The organism is Streptomyces uncialis, assembly GCF_036250755.1.
In the GTDB taxonomy this organism is placed as follows: Bacteria; Actinomycetota; Actinomycetes; order Streptomycetales; family Streptomycetaceae; genus Streptomyces; species Streptomyces uncialis.
Genome location: NZ_CP109583.1, coordinates 5,436,017 through 5,453,358, shown reverse-complemented (window position 1 = coordinate 5,453,358; position 17,342 = coordinate 5,436,017). Strand labels below are relative to the sequence as shown.

Below are 17,342 nucleotides of genomic sequence, written 5' to 3'. Positions count from 1 at the left end.
CCTCGGAAGCCCAAGCAAAGGCGACCCGCGGGGAACTGCGCACGAGGGCAGACCCGCACCGGACGAACAACAGCCAGGGGCGCCCCAAAGGGGCGCGGGGAACTGCGCACCCACCGAGCGACGGCACAGGGAACAAGTACGCCCACCCGGACAGACCTCGGAAGCCCAAGCAAAGGCGACCCGCGGGGAACTGCGCACCCGCCGAGCGACGGCACAGGGAACAAGTACGTCCACCCGGACAGACCCCGAAAGCCCAAGCAAAGGCGACCCGCGGGGAACGGGGCACAGCAAGAGGCAGCCCCCCGACCCCCGAAGGGGCGAACCCGAACCGGGCCGGGTCAGCCCCGCAACCCCCGCGCGACCTCGGTAGCCCAATACGTGAGGATCATGTTCGCCCCGGCCCGCTTGATCCCGAGCAGCGACTCCAGGATCGCCCGGTCCCGGTCGATCCACCCCCGCTCCGCCGCCGCCTCGACCATCGCGTACTCCCCGGAGATCTGGTACGCGGCGACCGGGACCTCCACCGCCTGCGCGACCTTCGCGAGCACGTCGAGATACGGCCCGGCCGGCTTGACCATCACCATGTCCGCGCCCTCCTCCAGGTCCAGCGCCAGCTCCCGCAGCGACTCACGGGCGTTCGCGGGGTCCTGCTGGTACGTCTTGCGGTCACCCTTCAGCGAGGAGCCCACCGCCTCCCGGAACGGCCCGTAGAACGCCGACGCGTACTTCACCGTGTACGCGAGGATCGCCACATCGTCCCGGTCGATCTGGTCGAGCGCGTCGCGGACCACCCCGATCTGGCCGTCCATCATCCCGCTGGGGCCCACGACATGGGCGCCCGCGTCGGCCTGGACCTGCGCCATCTCCGCGTACCGCTCCAGCGTCGCGTCGTTGTCGACACGGCCGTCCGTGTCGAGGACCCCGCAGTGCCCGTGGTCGGTGAACTCGTCCAGGCACAGATCGGACATGACGATCAGCTCGTCCCCGACCTCCGCCCGCACATCGCGCAACGCGACCTGGAGAATCCCGTCCGGGTCGGTACCGGCCGTGCCGAGGGCGTCCTTCTTGCCCTCCTCCGGCACCCCGAACAGCATGATCCCGGACACCCCGGCCGCCACCGCCTCGACGGCCGCCGCCCGCAGACTGTCCCGGGTGTGCTGGACCACCCCGGGCATCGTCCCGATCGGCACCGGCGCCGACACCCCTTCCCGCACGAACGCGGGAAGGATCAGATCGGCGGGGTGCAACCGGGTCTCGGCGACCATCCGCCGCAGTACGGGCGTCGCCCGCAGCCGTCGGGGCCGTGCCCCGGGAAAAGAACCGTACTTACTCAACGTCGAACTCCGTAGCGTCACGCCCGGAACGGCTGTCCGCCCCGGGCCGGACGGCCCGGCACCACCACCGGCCCGCCACGTCCCGTACCGCGCCCGGCCCCGGCGCCAAGCACAGGCACCGGACCCGCCACCGGACGGAAACGGACGGGCGGCCCGGCGTCACCGGACGTCCGCACCCTTCCAACCTAGGCCCTGCCCCCGCACCAGGCGGCACCACCCGGCCCACAACGGCACCGCCCACCACCGCACCCGCCCACAGCGGCACCCGCCCCACCATCGCACCGGGCCCGCACCAACGGCCCCGGCCCGACGAAACCGGCCGGGCACCACCAGTGGTGGTACCCGGCCGACTCACGGACACGGTGACCGGGCTCGGCGCCCGGCCACGACCACGGGACCGGTCCAGCACCGACCGCCCCTGGTGAACCCGTCCTACCGCTACGGCGCCGCGCGTCTGCGCCGCGCCCCCGGCCGCCGCTCACTGGGCCGGGTCACGTACTCCCCCGCCTCCACCGCGGCGTCCCGCCGGGCCGCGCCGAAGTCGGCGAGCGCGGCGGCCAGCTTGTGCACGGACGGCTCGGGAGCCATCACGTCCACCCGCAGCCCGTGCTCCTCCGCCGTCTTCGCGGTGGCGGGCCCGATACAGGCGATGACGGTGACGTTGTGCGGCTTCCCGGCGATACCCACCAGGTTCCGCACGGTCGACGACGAGGTGAACAGCACCGCGTCGAACCCGCCGCCCTTGATGGCCTCCCGGGTGTCGGCCGGCGGCGGCGACGCCCGTACGGTCCGGTAGGCCGTCACGTCGTCCACCTCCCAGCCCAGCTCGATCAGCCCGGCCACCAGCGTCTCGGTGGCGATGTCGGCGCGCGGCAGGAACACCCGGTCGATCGGGTCGAAGACCGGGTCGTACGGCGGCCAGTCCTCCAGGAGACCGGCGGCCGACTGCTCACCGCTGGGCACCAGGTCCGGCTTGACGCCGAAGGCGATCAGCGCGGCGGCGGTCTGCTCACCGACCGCGGCGACCTTGATCCCCGCGAACGCCCGCGCGTCGAGCCCGTACTCCTCGAACTTCTCCCGGACCGCCTTCACCGCGTTGACGGAGGTGAACGCGATCCACTCGTACCGCCCGGTCACCAGACCCTTGACGGCGCGTTCCATCTGCTGCGGGGTGCGCGGCGGCTCCACCGCGATCGTCGGCACCTCGTGCGGCACCGCGCCGTAACCGCGGAGCTGGTCGGAGAGCGACGCCGCCTGCTCCTTGGTCCGCGGTACGAGCACCCGCCACCCGAACAGGGGCTTCGACTCGAACCACGAGAGCTGGTCACGCTGCGCGGCGGCCGAGCACTCGCCGACCACGGCTATCACCGACCGGCCGCCGTCGGGCGACGGCAGCACCTTCGACTGCTTGAGGGTCTGCGCGATCGTCCCGAGCGTCGCGGACCAGGTCCGCTGCCGGGTCGTCGTCCCGCCGACGGTCACCGTCAGCGGGGTGTCCGGCTTGCGGCCGGCCGCGACCAGCTCACCGGCCGCCGCGGCGACGGTCTCCAGGGTCGCCGAGACCACGACGGTCCCGTCGGAGGCCCCGACCTCGCTCCAGCAGCGCTCGGAGGCCGTCCGCGCGTCCACGAACCGTACGTCGGTGCCCCGTTCGTCCCGCAGCGGCACCCCGGCGTACGCGGGCACGCCCACGGCCGCCGCGACACCCGGTACGACCTCGAAGGGCACCCCGCCGGCCGCGCAGGCCAGCATCTCCCCGGCGGCGTAGGTGTCCAGGCCGGGATCGCCCGGAACCGCGCGCACGACCCGCTTGCCGCCGCGCGCGGCCTCCATGACAAGATTGGCCGTGTCCCTCAAAACGGGACCACCGACGGCAGTTGACGCCCTGTCAGCAGCCGGTTCCGGTGCGCCCGACAGCGACCGGGGCGCCGCCGTGGGGGCGTTGGCGTCAAGGACGGCAACACCCGCCCTGGCATGCGCCCGGACCACATCGAGCACATCGGGCTCGGCGATCAGTACGTCCGCACCCGCGAGCGCCTCCACGGCGCGCAGGGTCAGCAGTCCCGGATCACCCGGTCCGGCACCCAGGAAGGTGACGTGCCCGTGCGCGGGAACGGCGGAGTGGTTGGCGGTGGTGGGGCTCACTGTGCTCGCTCCCCCATCAGACCGGCCGCGCCCTTGGCCAGCATCTCGTCCGCGAGTTCGCGGCCGAGCGCGGTGGCCTGCTCATGCGTCGAAGGCACGGGACCGGTGGTGGACAGCGCGACCAGCGCGGAGCCGTCGGTACTGCCGACCACTCCGCGAAGGCGCATTTCCTTGACGATCTGCCCGTCGGCCAACAGGTCGGCCAGCGCCCCGACGGGTGCGCTGCAACCGGCCTCCAGGGCGGCGAGCAGAGAACGCTCGGCGGTCACGGCGGCCCGCGTCAGCGGGTCGTCGAGCTCTCCGAGCACGGCGGCGAGCGCGGTGTCACGGGACGCGCACTCGATCGCCAGGGCCCCCTGGCCGGGGGCGGGCAGGACGGTGTCGACCGGCAGGAAGTCGGTGGCGTCACCGATCCTGCCGAGCCGGTTCAGCCCGGCGGCGGCGAGCACGACGGCGTCGAGCTCCCCCGCGCGGACGTATCCGATGCGCGAGTCCACGTTCCCGCGGATCGCCACGGTCTCGATGGTCATGCCGTGACCTCGGGCGTACGCGTTGAGCTGCGCCATCCGGCGCGGCGAACCGGTACCGATCCGCGCCCCGTCGGGCAGCTCGGCGAACGTCAGCCCGTCCCGGGCGACCAGTACGTCGCGGGGGTCCTCCCGCGGCGGCACGGCGGCCAGGGTGAAGTCGGGGGACTGCGTCGTCGGCAGGTCCTTGAGGGAGTGCACGGCGAAGTCCACGTCACCGCGCAGCAGCGCGTCGCGCAGCGCGGTCACGAAGACGCCGGTGCCCCCGATCTGCGCCAGGTGCTGGCGCGAGGTGTCACCGAACGTGGTGATCTCGACCAACTCGACCTCACGCCCGGTCAGTTCCCGGACGGCCTCCGCCACGAGTGCGGACTGGGCCATGGCGAGCTTGCTGCGCCTGGTCCCCAGCCTCAGTGCCTTCTCAGTCATGCGCGTCCTCGGTTCCTGCCGTTCGTGACGTTCGGTGGGACACCGTCGGCGTCTTGGGGTACGCCGGTGATGCCCGGAACGTTCGTGACCTGGGTGACATGGGCGACGCTCGGTACGTCGCTCCTTGCATCGTTCCTCGGGTCGTTGTCGCCCCGGTCGGCCCGCGAGACGGAGGCGACGGCCTCCGGGTCGAGGTCGAACAGGGTACGCAGCGCGTCCGCGTATCCGGCGCCGCCGGGTTCGGCGGCGAGCTGCTTGATCCGTACGGTCGGCGCGTGCAGCAGCTTGTCGACCACGCGCTTGACGGTCTGGGTGATCTCGGCGCGTTCCTTCTCGCCGAGGGCGGGCAGCCGTCCGTCGAGGCGGGCGATCTCCCCGGCGACGACATCGGCGGCCATGGTCCGCAGTGCCACCACGGTCGGGGCGACGTGCGCGGCGCGCTGGGCGGCGCCGAACGCGTCGACCTCGGCGGAGACGATCGCGCGCACCTGGTCGACATCGGCGGCCATCGGGGCGTCCGCGGACGCCCCGGCGAGGGACTCTATGTCGACGAGCCGGACTCCGGCGACGTCATGGACGGCGGCGTCGATGTCGCGGGGCATCGCGAGGTCGAGCAGGGCCAGCGGGCTGGCCGGTTCCCCGGCGACCGCGTCCTCCATGGCCCGTCCGGCGACGGCGTCCGCGACGTCCTGGCCGGTCAGGACCAGTCCGGAGGCGCCGGTGCAGGACACCACGATGTCTGCACGTGTCAGCTCCGCGGCCACCCGGTCCATCCGGACGGCACGGGCGGACACTCCCGTGCCACCGGGCTCGGAGAGGATCGCGGCGAGCCGCTCGGCGCGTTCCAGGGTGCGGTTGGCGACGACGATCTCGCTGACCCCGGTCCGGGCGAGGGTCGCGGCGGCCAGCGAGGACATGGACCCGGCGCCGATGACGAGGGCCCGCTTGCCCCTGGCCCAGGCCGCGGTGTCGCCGCCGGCGGCGAACTGCTGGAGGCCGAAGGTGACGAGCGACTGTCCGGCCCGGTCGATCCCGGTCTCGGAGTGAGCGCGCTTGCCGACCCGCAGGGACTGCTGGAAGAGGTCGTTGATCAGCCGTCCGGCGGTGTGCAGGTCCTGCGAGACGGCGAGGGCGTCCTTGATCTGCGCGAGGATCTGCCCCTCGCCGACGACCATCGAGTCGAGTCCGCAGGCCACCGAGAAGAGATGGTGGACGGCCCGGTCCTCGTAGTGGACGTAGAGATGCGGGGTCAGCTCGTCGAGACCGACATCGCTGTGCTGGGCGAGCAGGGTGGACAGCTCCGCGACACCGGCGTGGAACTTGTCGACGTCCGCGTACAGCTCGACCCGGTTGCAGGTCGCGAGGACGGCCGCCTCCACGGCGGGCTCCGCGGCGAGGGTGTCCTGGAGGAGCTTGCCCTGGCTGTCACGGGACAGCGCGGCCCGCTCCAGCACGCTGACGGGTGCGCTGCGATGGCTCAGCCCGACGACGAGGAGAGTCATGCCGGCATCACGGCGGGCATGTCCCCGTCAGGTCCCTTACGCGGGTCACGGGCCGTCCGGGCCGCCTCGGCCGCTTCCGCCGCCTCCGCGGCCTCGGCGATCTCCTCACCGGCCTTGCGCTGCTCGTGGAAGGCGAGGATCTGGAGCTCGATCGAGAGGTCGACCTTGCGTACGTCGACCCCGTCCGGCACGTTGAGGACCGTCGGGGCGAAGTTCAGGATGGAGGTCACCCCGGCGGCGACCAGCCGTTCGCACACCTGCTGGGCGGCGCCCGCGGGGGTCGCGATGACGCCGATCGACACCCCGTTCTCGTCGATGATCTTCTCCAGCTCGTCGGTGTGCTGGACCGGGATGCCCGCGACCGGCTTGCCCGCCATCTCGGGGTCGGCGTCGATCAGCGCGGCGACCCGGAACCCGCGGGAGGCGAACCCACCGTAATTGGCGAGCGCGGCACCGAGGTTGCCGATCCCGACGATCACCACGGGCCAGTCCTGGGTCAGACCCAGTTCCCGGGAGATCTGGTAGACGAGGTACTCGACGTCATAGCCCACACCACGGGTGCCGTACGAGCCGAGGTAGGAGAAGTCCTTGCGGAGCTTGGCGGAGTTGACCCCCGCGGCGGCGGCCAGTTCCTCCGACGAGACCGTGGGCACCGAGCGCTCGGAAAGCGCGGTGAGAGCCCTCAGATACAGCGGGAGCCGGGCGACGGTGGCCTCGGGAATCCCTCGGCTTCGGGTCGCCGGTCGGTGTGTTCGGCCAGTTGCCACGGTGCTCCTGCGGGTAGAGCGGGGCTGTGGGCGGCCGTAGGTGCCGGGACCGCCCCGTCGACAGCAGGCTATGTCTTTGTGAACGCGTGCACAAAGATGGTGTCCGATTTGCCCGGCCAACGTGACCGGGGTCACGCACTCCCGGCGCGCGATCCGGGAACCGGCGCACGGACCTCCAGAACGCTCATCCGTAGGGGGCAAAGCGGTACACACTCCTCAAAACAACCCCGCCCCCGAAGCCGAACCCGGTCAATCAGCATGCAAACAGCAACGATCGTAACGCGTTCTTTAGCCCTAAAGTGCCCCTCCGTTCCCCGAACACACCCCCCTCGACCGCCCGATTCCGGCCAACCTCCGCCCGCCCCAAGGGAATCCACACCAAACTCACCAAACCCGCACGGACCTCCGACAAGCGGAGCAGCCCGCCCCACCCCCCACGAACCACCCGCCCCGCGCACCACGAGCGAGCCCGCGCCGAGCCCTCCCGGCCGACCCTCCGCCGGGAGGCGCGCGTCAGCCCGTCAGGGCCTTCCGCAGCCGCTCCTCCTTGACCCGCCAGAAGTCGTGCTGGGCACCGTCCACCAGCACCACCGGGATCTGCTCCCAGTACAGCCGGTGCAGCTCCTCGTCCTGGGTGATGTCCTTCTTCTCCCAGGAGGCACCCACCTCCCCGCACACCTTCTCGATCACGACCTGCGCGTCATCGCACAGATGACACCCGGGCTTCCCGATCAGCGTCACGACACGCTCCGCGGGAGGCTTCTTCTCCGTACGTCGAAAGAGGGGACTCATACGGCCCATTGTCGCCCCGCGCCCCGCGCGCCGGGGAGCCCCGCGACCGAAGAGAGCGCGGCGCGCACCACGCACCCGCGCACGACCGGCCGTCGAGCGGCACCGGGAGCGGAGCACAGGGGCCGGATCCCGGAGCGGAGCGTGAGCGGTACCGGGAGCAGCACCGGAGCCGGTACCGGAGGCGGATCGGGAGCCAGTTCCGGAGGCGGATCCGGGAGCGGCGGGAAGGGCCACCCGGATGTTCACCGCACCGCGTCACCACCGCCGGGGAACCACCGAACAAACTGGCTATGCTCACCGCATGGCCGCTCTCGGATGGCTCACTTCCCGTAGGCGCTCCGCCACGGCGCGGAGCGTGCTCGCAGGCGAGGCCTCGGCGGAGGCAGCCCGCAAGACCTCGCAGGACCTCGAATCCGCCCGGCGGGCCCCGGCCCCGGACGGCACCCCCGAGGAACCGGCGTTCCCCGTGGTCGGCGACCGCCGCGCCGCCGCGTTCTTCGACCTGGACAACACCGTGATGCAGGGCGCCGCCCTCTTCCACTTCGGCCGGGGCCTGTACAAACGCAAGTTCTTCGACACCCGCGAGCTCACCCGCTTCGCCTGGCAGCAGGCGTGGTTCCGGCTCGCCGGCGTCGAGGACCCCGAGCACATGCAGGACGCCCGGGACTCCGCGCTGTCCATCGTCAAGGGCCACCGGGTCGCCGAGCTGATGACCATCGGCGAGGAGATCTACGACGAGTACATGGCCGACCGGATCTGGCCGGGCACCCGCGCCCTCGCCCAGGCCCATCTGGACGCGGGCCAGAAGGTGTGGCTCGTCACCGCCGCCCCCGTGGAGATCGCCACCGTGATCGCCGGCCGCCTCGGACTGACCGGCGCGCTCGGCACCGTCGCGGAGTCCGTCGGCGGCGTCTACACCGGACGGCTCGTCGGCGAACCCCTGCACGGCCCCGCCAAGGCCGAGGCGGTCCGCGCGCTGGCCACCGCCGAGATCCTGGACCTGACCCGCTGCGCCGCCTACAGCGACTCCCACAACGACATCCCCATGCTGTCCCTGGTCGGCCACCCCTACGCGATCAACCCGGACGCCAAGCTCCGCAAGCACGCCCGCGCCCGCGACTGGCGGCTGCGCGACTACCGCACCGGCCGCAAGGCCGCGAAGGTCGGCATCCCCGCGGCGGCGGGCGTCGGCGCGGTCGCCGGCGGCACGGCCGCCGCCATCGCCCTGCACCGCAGGACCCGCCGCTGACCTCCACGGCCACCTCGGCCCGGACACCGCCGCGGGTCGTCCGCCCGGTGCGCCCACCCGGACGACTCGGCACCCGGACACCCGGACGCCCGCGCACCCGCACACACGTCCACCCGGACGAGCCGTCAGGAGCGGCACCCCCAATGAGCACAACACACCCCCATCCGCCCTGTATCGATCCCGTTTGGTCAACAACCTGTCACTCTCCGACACTTGAACCAACGCCGATCGATAACAGAAGCGACGTAATCGATGATTTGAGCAACTGGGCGTAGCACCGCCTGTACGAAGCGTTATTCTCCTCAGACGCAAGCCGGTACCCACACGTCGCCACGACGGGTGAACGGTCCCGCACAGCACGTGATGCAAGCTCTGCCTCTGGGAGTCCCGTGTACCCACACGTCGGGGTTGACGCCTCGGGCCTGGCTACGCTGCGCGCGACGGTCCTCGACCACCTGCGCGGCTTCGTCCCCACCGCGTACGCCGTCCCCGCATACGCCGTCCCCGCACCAACCGCCCCGCACACCGCCCCACGTCCCGCCGCGCAGTCCCCCCGCACCTCCCGCGCCACCCGTACCGCCGCCCAGGCCGGACCCACCGGCCCCTGCTACGCCCTGGCGGACGGCACGGCGGCCGTCGGCAGGCGCAGCCGCGGCGCGGGCTCCACGACGACCACGACGACCACCCGCAGGCCCGCCGCGGACAGCGACAGCGCCCGCATGATGGAACTCGTCGAACGCGCCCAGTCCGGCGAGGCCGAGGCGTTCGGCAGGCTGTACGACCAGTACAGCGACACCGTCTACCGCTACATCTACTACCGGGTGGGCAGCAAGGCCACCGCCGAGGACCTCACCAGCGAGACGTTCCTGCGCGCCCTGCGCCGGATCGGCACGTTCACCTGGCAGGGCCGCGACTTCGGCGCCTGGCTCGTGACCATCGCCCGCAACCTCGTCGCCGACCACTTCAAGTCGAGCCGCTTCCGGCTCGAAGTGACGACCGGCGAGATGCTCGACGCCAACGAGGTCGAGCGCAGCCCCGAGGACTCCGTCCTGGAGGCCCTCTCCAACGCCGCCCTCCTCGAAGCGGTCCGCCGTCTCAACCCCCAGCAGCAGGAGTGTGTGACCCTCCGTTTCCTCCAGGGCCTGTCGGTCGCCGAGACCGCCCGGGTCATGGGCAAGAACGAAGGCGCGATCAAGACCCTCCAGTACCGGGCCGTACGCACCCTCGCCCGGCTCCTCCCGGACGACGCCCGCTGACCGGTGAACCCGACATCCACCACCTCCGGCCCGCCCCCCATCACACCCGGCGACCCCCCGCCCCACCGGGCCCGCCCGACCCCTGAATCCCGCCCCGACACGGTGCGCGACCAGCAACTCACCCAACGTGAGCTACAGTTGACCGGCCACTCCGGTCACCACCGGTCCGTAACCGAAGTGCCGCGCCACTCGTTGTGCGGGATACAGGCTCCCTGTGGTCACCCCCCGGCCGCCCCCGCTCACTCGAAGGAGTGGAGGCAGCCAGGGAATGGAACCCTCAGGACCCCCTGGGGAGTCGACCGTCATGACGAGAGGAGGTGCCGCCAGTGATCGCGAACGTATCGGCGCACCGGCGGGCGAACGCCTTCGCCCAGGCCCTGGAGGAACCGACCGACCGGGGCCCGGCGGCCGAGCAGTCCGATCAGCGGTCCGCCCCGGGCGCGACCCCCGACCCGGCGGGTACCGCGCCGGCCGGCCCGAGGACCGAGCAGCAACGCCTGCTCACCCTCGCGGGCGGTCTCGCCGACCTGCCCAGACCCACGCTGGACCCCGAGGTCAAGATCGTCCAGCGCGCGCAGCTCGTGGCCGCCATGGAGGCCATGCTGATGGCGGGCGCGGGCGGTGGGGCGATGGACCCTTCGGTGCCCGAGCAGCGGTCCCGCAAGGGGACGAAGGGCGCCCACCGGGCAGGACCGCTGCGGAAACTACGCCCACGCTCCCGGCTGAGCAAGAGCCTCGTCGCGGGCGGACTCACGGTCGGCGTCGCGGCGGGCGCCCTCGGGGGCGTGGCCGCCGCGAGCTCCGACGCCCTCCCCGGTGACTCCCTCTACGGCCTCAAGCGCGGCGTCGAGGACATCAAGCGGGGCCTCGCCGACGGTGACACCGACCGCGGGGAGATCTACCTCGACCAGGCGTCGACCCGCCTGAGCGAGGCCCGCAGGCTCATGGAACGCGACCGCGGCGGCCCTCTCGACCACGAATCCGTGGGCGAGGTCCGCCGCACCCTCAACGGCATGCGCCACGACGCCGCCGAGGGCCACCGCCTCCTCCTCGCCGCCTACGAACGCGACGGCTCCCTCGGCCCCATCCAGGCCCTGTCCGCGTTCTCCCGATCCCACCGCGACAGCTGGAGCGCCCTGCGCGACCGGCTGCCCGTCCAGCTCGGCGACGTCAGCCAGGAGGTCAGCTCCGTCTTCGACGCCATGGAGCAGGAGGTCGAACCCCTGCGTTCGCTGCTCCCCGAGCCCCCCGCCCCCCGCGGCGGCCCCAGCCAGGGCCCCCGCACCGAGCGGTCCCCCGCGGGCCCCACCCAGGACGGCACCGAACGCCCCGCCGCGCCCACCCGCTCCGGCGAAGGCGAGGCCCCCCGGGACACGACACCCCGGGACCAGGGCGGCGGCAGTCCCGAACCCTCCGCGCCGGACCCCTCCGGCAAGAAGGACGAAGGACTCCTCGGCGGCGGCACCGGCGGCCTCCTCGACACCCCCAAGGAACAGGACAAGGCCAGCCCCAGCCCCTCGGGCAGGACCAGCCCGGTCCCCAAGCCGGACGTCACCCTGCCCCCGCTGCTGCCCGGACTCCTCCCGGGCCTCGGCCTCGACGCCGAGGAATCGGGCCCGTAGCCCGCACACCACGGCCACCAGCACACCCGCTCGCGCACACCGGATACGGGAACGGGGGCGCCCCTTGTCGGAGGCGCCCCCGTTCCCGCACACCGCACCACCTGCTACCCGGCCGCCCGGCTACTCGGCCACCGGACCCGGAAGAACACCAGGGCCGGTCGGAGGTACACCAGGGCCGACCGGAAAGATCAGAAGAACACGGACCGCCGCTGCACCAGCAGCTTGTACAGCGTGTGCTGGATCTGCTCCCGCACCTGATCCGTCAGATTGAACATCAGCATCGGGTCCTCCGCCGCCTCCGCCGGATACCCCTCCGTGGGGATCGGCTCCCCGAACTGGATCGTCCACTTCGTCGGCAGCGGCACCGCCCCCAGCGGACCCAGCAGCGGGAACGTCGGCGTGATCGGGAAGTACGGGAACCCCAGCAGCCGCGCCAGCGTCTTCGAGTTGCCGATCATCGGGTAGATCTCCTCCGCCCCCACGATCGAGCACGGCACGATCGGCGTCCCCGTCCGCAGCGCCGTCGACACGAACCCGCCCCGCCCGAACCGCTGGAGCTTGTACCGCTCCCCGAACGGCTTGCCGAGCCCCTTGAACCCCTCCGGCATCACCCCGACGAGCTCACCGCGCCGCAACAGCGCCTCCGCGTCCTCCGCGCAGGCCAGCGTGTGCCCCGCCTTGCGCGCCAGCTCGTTGACCACCGGCAGCATGAACACCAGATCCGCCGCCAGCAACCGCAGATGCCGCCCCTGCGGATGATGGTCATGGACGGCGACCTGCATCATCAGCCCGTCCAGCGGCAGCGTCCCCGAATGGTTCGAGACGATCAGCGCCCCGCCGTCCGCCGGGATGTTCTCGATGCCCTTCACCTCGACCCGGAAGTACTTCTCGTACACCGGCCGCAGCAACGACATCAGGACCTGATCGGTCAGCTCCTCGTCGTACCCGAAGTCGTCGACCTCGTAGTCACCCGTCAGCCTGCGCCGCAGGAACGCCAGGCCCCCGGCGACCCGCCGCTCCCAGCCGTCACGCCCCGCCCCACCGGGCACCCCCGGCTCACGCACCTCATCCGTCACCGGCCCATCATCCTGCCCGGCGGGCTGCCCCGGCAGCGTCGTGACCTCACTCACCGGCCCCGGCGGCGCGGTCCGGCCAGGCGGCACCGACCGCCGGGCCGGCCCCGACCGCCGCCGGGCCGGGCGCTGCGCACCCCCGCGCGAGCGGTCGTCGTCGAAGGGAATGACCTTGGCGTCCGCCATCGTTGCTGCGCTCCTCGGTTGGCGCCCCGCGACCGGCCCGGCCGTGCGTACGGGCGCACTGCGTCAGGTTCGGGTCCGGCCCCCGGGCGCGGGCACGGCGAGTTCCGCGATCCGGTCGACCGTCCGTGCGACGGCCTCCGGCGGCAGCAGCCCGGGGCCCCGGCTGCCCACGAAGTCCTCGAAGGCCCCGGCGGTCGTGTACGTGGGCCGGTAGCCGAGCGTCTCGCGCATCTGACGTGTCGCCACCACCCGCCCATGGGTCAGCAGCCGCAACTGCTCCGGCGAGAAGTCGGACAGCCCCAGCGTCCGCAGCGCCGACCCCAGCCAGGTCACCGCGGGCAGCGGTGTCGGCACCGTCGGACGGCCCAGCCGGCGCGCGCACTGCGACAGCAGCAGCACCCCGTCCCCGGCGATGTTGAACGTCCCGCTGTTGAGGGTGCCCCGCTCCGGCTCCCGGGCACCGATCCGCAGCACCTCGATCACATCGTCCTCGTGGACGAACTGGAGCCGCGGGTCGTACCCGAACACCGTCGGCAGCACCGGCATCGAGAAGTAGTCGGCCAGCGGGGAGTCCGCGTGCGGCCCCAGGATGTTCGCGAACCGCAGCACACACACCGCCACATCGGGCCGGCGCCGCGCGAAACCGCGCACATACCCCTCGACCTCGACGGTGTCCTTCGCGAACCCGCCGCTCGGCAGCGACTTCGCCGCGGTGGTCTCCGTGAAGTACGCCGGATCACGCGGCGCCGACCCGTACACGTTCGTCGACGACTTCACCACGAGCCGCTGCACGTACGGCGACTTCTGGCAGGCACCGAGAAGCTGCATCGTCCCGATGACGTTGGTCTCCTTGAGCGCCACCCGGCCGCCACCGCCCAGCGGGGTACCCGTCACATCCAGATGCACGACGGTGTCCACGGCGTGCTCGGCCAGGACCCGCGCGATCGCCGGGTGCCGGATGTCCGCGCGGACGAAGTCGGCGCCCCCCAGGGAGTGCGCGGGAGTCACCGCGTCCACGGCGACCACCCGGTCGACCTCGGGGTCCCGCAGGACCCGCCGCACGAACCGGCTCCCCAGCTGCCGGGCCACCCCGGTCACGAGCACGACCTTGCCCACGAATCAGCGCCTGCCTTCCGCTCCGCCGCGCCCCAGTGCCGCGTGGGCCCCCCGTGGCCGGTGACCGCCCCGGGGAAGGCCCTGGCGGCCACGTTAGCGGGTCGGTGCCGGGCTGTGACGGCCCGCGCGACCCGGCGGGCCGGGAAAAATGCCCGGAAACGGGCTGTGGCCCCTCCACCGGAGTGGAGGGGCCACGTAGCGCGCCGTTACAACGTCGCCGAAGCAGTTCCCGGAAGCGATCCGCCACCGCTCCGCCTCGTACCTTCCCGGGACATGTCCCCGGAAGGCCGGGCGGAGGACCGCCGACCGCTTCTCCTCAAAAGGAGAACTACTTCTTGTTGCGACGCTGAACGCGAGTGCGCTTCAGCAGCTTGCGGTGCTTCTTCTTCGCCATCCGCTTACGCCGCTTCTTGATTACAGAGCCCACGTCATACCCTCGCTCACTTCTCGGACAACCCCTGCTGGGCAGGGACAATCACTCGGTGCGGGGCTGCAATGGGGCCCACACGACCTACGGGGGGCCAGCCTACCCCGCCCGAGAGCCGAGCCTGTAATCGAGTCGGACGATCAGGCGGTGTCCACCCCCACGTAGGACTCACGCAGGTACTCGTGGACCGCGTTCTCCGGAACCCGGAAGGACCTCCCCACCCTGATCGCGGGCAGATGACCGCTGTGCACCAACCGGTACACGGTCATCTTGGACACTCGCATCACCGAGGCGACTTCCGCCACGGTCAAGAACTGGACCTCGCTCAGAGGCCGATCGGCAGCAGCCATGACACACCTGAACCTTCCACACATGACGGGCACCGGCTTCCCCTCCGGTGACTCCTCGTCGCTGTGCGCTCACTCCCCAGACTAGGTGCGGGTGATGCGAGTGGGGAAGAGGAGCAGCGATCGGCGGCCTACTGTGACAGACACGCTCGTTTGAGTACATAGCGAGTAAGCGGCCGGTAGTAAACAGACCGCGCAGCGTCATCGATCGGCACGGCCACCGACACCCGCCCCTCGGCCTGTCCGACGAACAACGCCGGATCGTCCGTATCCCCCAGCCCGATGGCCTCGAACCCCAGCTGACCTGCCCCGCAGACCCATCCGTGGTCCCCGACGACCAGCGCCGGCAGGAGCCCCCCGGAGGCCGCGGCAGCCGCCAGCGCGACCCGAACCGGCAGGGGTGAATGGGTGTGTGCGCCGGTCTCACCCCCGGCGCACCCGGGGTCGCGCTCCCGGACGAACGCGACCCCCCGTGCATAGTCGAGCCGGTGTGTGCGTACCCCGAACCGGGTCGTTATGTCGACACGGCTGCCCTCCCCCAGGATGAGGACTTCACATCCCGCCGCCGACAAGGCACCGGCCAAACTGACGTAGAACTCCAGCAGCCTGCCCGGGTGTCCGGTCCCCAGCAGGACGGGTTCCCCCCGCTCGGCGGCGAGTCCGATCCGCTCCGCGAACGCGTCCAGCGCCGCCACGGTCAGCACCGGGTCGATCACATCGCGCCCGGTCCGGTGCCCCGGGTCCCCCGACACCCCGCACCGCGCGGCCATCAGCGCCAGGACGTCCGCCTCGCTCCACCGTGCCACAGGGTCGAGCCCGAGCAGGACCCGAGGATCACGCTCGCCGAACAGCTGGTAGCTCCGCAGACTCCCCTCCCGGGACGTCCCCACCGCCCCCGCGAGCCCCACCGCGGCCAGGTACTCCCGCAACCACCCCGCACCCGTCACCCCACCATGCTCCGCCCCCGCCCCACCCCCCGTCCCCGGAACACCCCCCACCCCCACGAACGGCCTAAAAACCAGCGGACCCCCCGCACAGGAACAGGTACGTCCAGGTGGGCCCCCAAAGGGGCGCGGGGAACTGCGCACCCGACGAGCGACGGCACAGGAACAAGTGCGCTCAGCCGGACAGACCCAGGGGCGCGGGGAACTGCGCGAGCAACCAAGAACCACCCGCACCCGAACGGGAACCGCAAGAGGCGCGACCGAAGGGGCGCGAGGAACTGCGCACCCACGAACGACCCGCACGGGGACAAGTGGGCCCAGCACAGAAAACCCAGGAAGCCGAGGACCCACCGGCACAGGCAGCCCCACGAACCGCCGCCCCCGGCCTACGCCAGCAGCCCCCGCAGCGGAAAGACCGCCCGCCGCGCGGCGAGCACGGCCTGATCCAGCCGGTCCGCCGGGTCGTACCCGGCGTCCCACGCGGCCCAGTCCACGGGCCACCGCCCGTCCGTCATCCGCCGCGGACCCGGCAGCCGGGTCCGCGCGAAGACCTCCTGCCGCCACTCCTCCGGAACCTCCGCGCCCGGCTCGACGGGCGCACCCGCCGCGATCCCCACCAGATGCGTCCAGGACCGCGGCACGACGTCCACCACGGAGTACCCGCCGCCGCCGAGCGCGAGCCACCGCCCGTCCGCGTGCTCGTGCGCCAGGTCGTGACAGGCCGCCTGAACGGCCCGCTGGGCGTCCAGGGACACCGCGAGATGCGCCAGGGGGTCCTCGAAGTGCGTGTCCGCCCCGTGCTGCGACACCAGCACCTGCGGCCGGAAGTCCGCCAGCAGCTCGGGCACGACCGCGTGGAACGCCCGCAGCCACCCCGCGTCCCCGGTCCCCGCGGGCAGCGCGACGTTCACCGCCGAGCCCTCCGCCGAGTCCGCCCCGGTCTCCTCGGGCCAACCGGTGCCCGGGAACAGCGTCCGCGGGTGCTCGTGCAAGGAGACGGTGAGCACCCGGGGGTCGTCCCAGAACGCGGCCTGGACGCCGTCACCGTGGTGCACGTCCACATCCACGTACGCGACCCGCTCGGCACCCAGCTCCAGCAGCCGCGCGATCGCCAGCGAGGCGTCGTTGTAGACGCAGAATCCGGCGGCCGCCCCGGGCATCGCGTGATGCAGCCCGCCGGCGAAGTTCACCGCGTGCAGCGCGTCACCCCGCCACACGGCCTCCGCGGCACCCACCGACTGTCCGGCGATGAGCGCGGACACCTCGTGCATCCGCGTGAACGCGGGGTCGTCCACGGTCCCGATCCCGTACGCGCTGTCGGCGGCCCGGGGGTCCGCCGACGCGGCCTTCACGGCGTCGATGTAGTCCTGCCGGTGCACGAGCCGCAAGGTGGACTCCCCCGCCGGCCTGGCCGCCACCACATCCAGCCGCCGGTCGAGCCCGAAGGCCCGCACCAGACTCCGGGTGAGGTCCAGCCGGACCGGGTTCATGGGGTGCTGCGGTCCGAAGTCGTAGCCCGTCACCGCTTCGTCCCACATCAACTGTGCGTGGCCGCTCATGCCCGTCACCGTATCGGTCGGCCCCGGGCCGGACCGCACAGGCGTCCGCCCGGCCGGGCCCCGCAGG

The 17,342-nt window shown here is 72.3% G+C and carries 15 protein-coding genes; 3 read left to right on the top strand and 12 right to left on the bottom strand.

Features of this window, described 5'->3' with window-relative positions; translation table 11 throughout:
- Positions 1-338: 338 nt before the first annotated feature.
- The 6 genes from hemB to OG711_RS22580 form a co-directional block, all read right to left on the bottom strand.
- Positions 339-1,334 (bottom strand): porphobilinogen synthase, encoded by a 996-nt coding sequence (gene hemB / locus OG711_RS22605; protein ID WP_073793051.1) that lies wholly within the window; start codon positions 1,332-1,334, stop codon positions 339-341.
- 438 nt (positions 1,335-1,772) lie between these two features.
- Positions 1,773-3,479, bottom strand: a complete 1,707-nt coding sequence (locus OG711_RS22600; protein WP_073793052.1) for a bifunctional uroporphyrinogen-III C-methyltransferase/uroporphyrinogen-III synthase — start codon at positions 3,477-3,479, stop codon at positions 1,773-1,775.
- Positions 3,476-4,435, bottom strand: a complete 960-nt coding sequence (gene hemC, locus OG711_RS22595) for a hydroxymethylbilane synthase (RefSeq protein WP_073793053.1) — start codon at positions 4,433-4,435, stop codon at positions 3,476-3,478. Before hemC ends, OG711_RS22600 begins: the two co-directional genes overlap by 4 nt.
- A complete protein-coding gene (locus tag OG711_RS22590; RefSeq protein WP_079184982.1) occupies positions 4,432-5,937 on the bottom strand; it encodes a glutamyl-tRNA reductase in 1,506 nt (501 codons plus the stop codon). Before OG711_RS22590 ends, hemC begins: the two co-directional genes overlap by 4 nt.
- Complete coding sequence (locus tag OG711_RS22585) at positions 5,934-6,704, bottom strand: redox-sensing transcriptional repressor Rex (RefSeq protein ID WP_073793054.1); 771 nt, start codon at positions 6,702-6,704, stop codon at positions 5,934-5,936. The genes OG711_RS22590 and OG711_RS22585 overlap by 4 nt, the downstream gene beginning before the upstream one ends.
- 513 nt (positions 6,705-7,217) lie before the next feature.
- Positions 7,218-7,505: a glutaredoxin family protein gene (locus OG711_RS22580; RefSeq protein WP_178391134.1), complete on the bottom strand. Its 288-nt coding sequence runs from the start codon at positions 7,503-7,505 to the stop codon at positions 7,218-7,220.
- A gap of 292 nt (positions 7,506-7,797) precedes the next feature.
- Here OG711_RS22580 and OG711_RS22575 point away from each other — a divergent pair, with 292 nt between their 5' ends.
- The 3 genes from OG711_RS22575 (at position 7,798) to OG711_RS22565 (ending at position 11,623) form a co-directional block, all read left to right on the top strand.
- Entirely contained in the window at positions 7,798-8,745 is a 948-nt protein-coding gene (locus tag OG711_RS22575; RefSeq protein ID WP_073793056.1) for an HAD family hydrolase, read from the top strand.
- Positions 8,746-9,134: 389 nt separating this feature from the next.
- Positions 9,135-10,001, top strand: coding sequence for an ECF subfamily RNA polymerase sigma factor, BldN family (locus OG711_RS22570; RefSeq protein WP_073793057.1), 867 nt, complete (start codon positions 9,135-9,137; stop codon positions 9,999-10,001).
- Positions 10,002-10,327: 326 nt separating this feature from the next.
- Entirely contained in the window at positions 10,328-11,623 is a 1,296-nt protein-coding gene (locus tag OG711_RS22565) for a DUF5667 domain-containing protein (RefSeq protein WP_073793058.1), read from the top strand.
- Positions 11,624-11,811: 188 nt separating this feature from the next.
- Here the strand turns inward: OG711_RS22565 and OG711_RS22560 are convergent, their stop codons facing one another.
- From OG711_RS22560 to OG711_RS22535, 6 genes are all read right to left on the bottom strand, one after another.
- Positions 11,812-12,882, bottom strand: coding sequence for a lysophospholipid acyltransferase family protein (locus OG711_RS22560; protein ID WP_073793059.1), 1,071 nt, complete (start codon positions 12,880-12,882; stop codon positions 11,812-11,814).
- Between the two features lie 63 nt (positions 12,883-12,945).
- Positions 12,946-13,998: an NAD-dependent epimerase/dehydratase family protein gene (locus OG711_RS22555; RefSeq protein ID WP_073793060.1), complete on the bottom strand. Its 1,053-nt coding sequence runs from the start codon at positions 13,996-13,998 to the stop codon at positions 12,946-12,948.
- 328 nt (positions 13,999-14,326) lie between these two features.
- Complete coding sequence (locus OG711_RS22550; protein WP_003948845.1) at positions 14,327-14,425, bottom strand: 30S ribosomal protein bS22; 99 nt, start codon at positions 14,423-14,425, stop codon at positions 14,327-14,329.
- A gap of 140 nt (positions 14,426-14,565) precedes the next feature.
- Positions 14,566-14,775, bottom strand: coding sequence for a helix-turn-helix domain-containing protein (locus tag OG711_RS22545; RefSeq protein WP_161349187.1), 210 nt, complete (start codon positions 14,773-14,775; stop codon positions 14,566-14,568).
- Positions 14,776-14,903: 128 nt separating this feature from the next.
- A complete protein-coding gene (locus OG711_RS22540) occupies positions 14,904-15,719 on the bottom strand; it encodes a phosphatase (RefSeq protein ID WP_329560194.1) in 816 nt (271 codons plus the stop codon).
- A gap of 383 nt (positions 15,720-16,102) precedes the next feature.
- A complete protein-coding gene (locus OG711_RS22535; RefSeq protein ID WP_266516874.1) occupies positions 16,103-17,275 on the bottom strand; it encodes an acetoin utilization protein AcuC in 1,173 nt (390 codons plus the stop codon).
- Between the last annotated feature and the right edge of the window lie 67 nt (positions 17,276-17,342).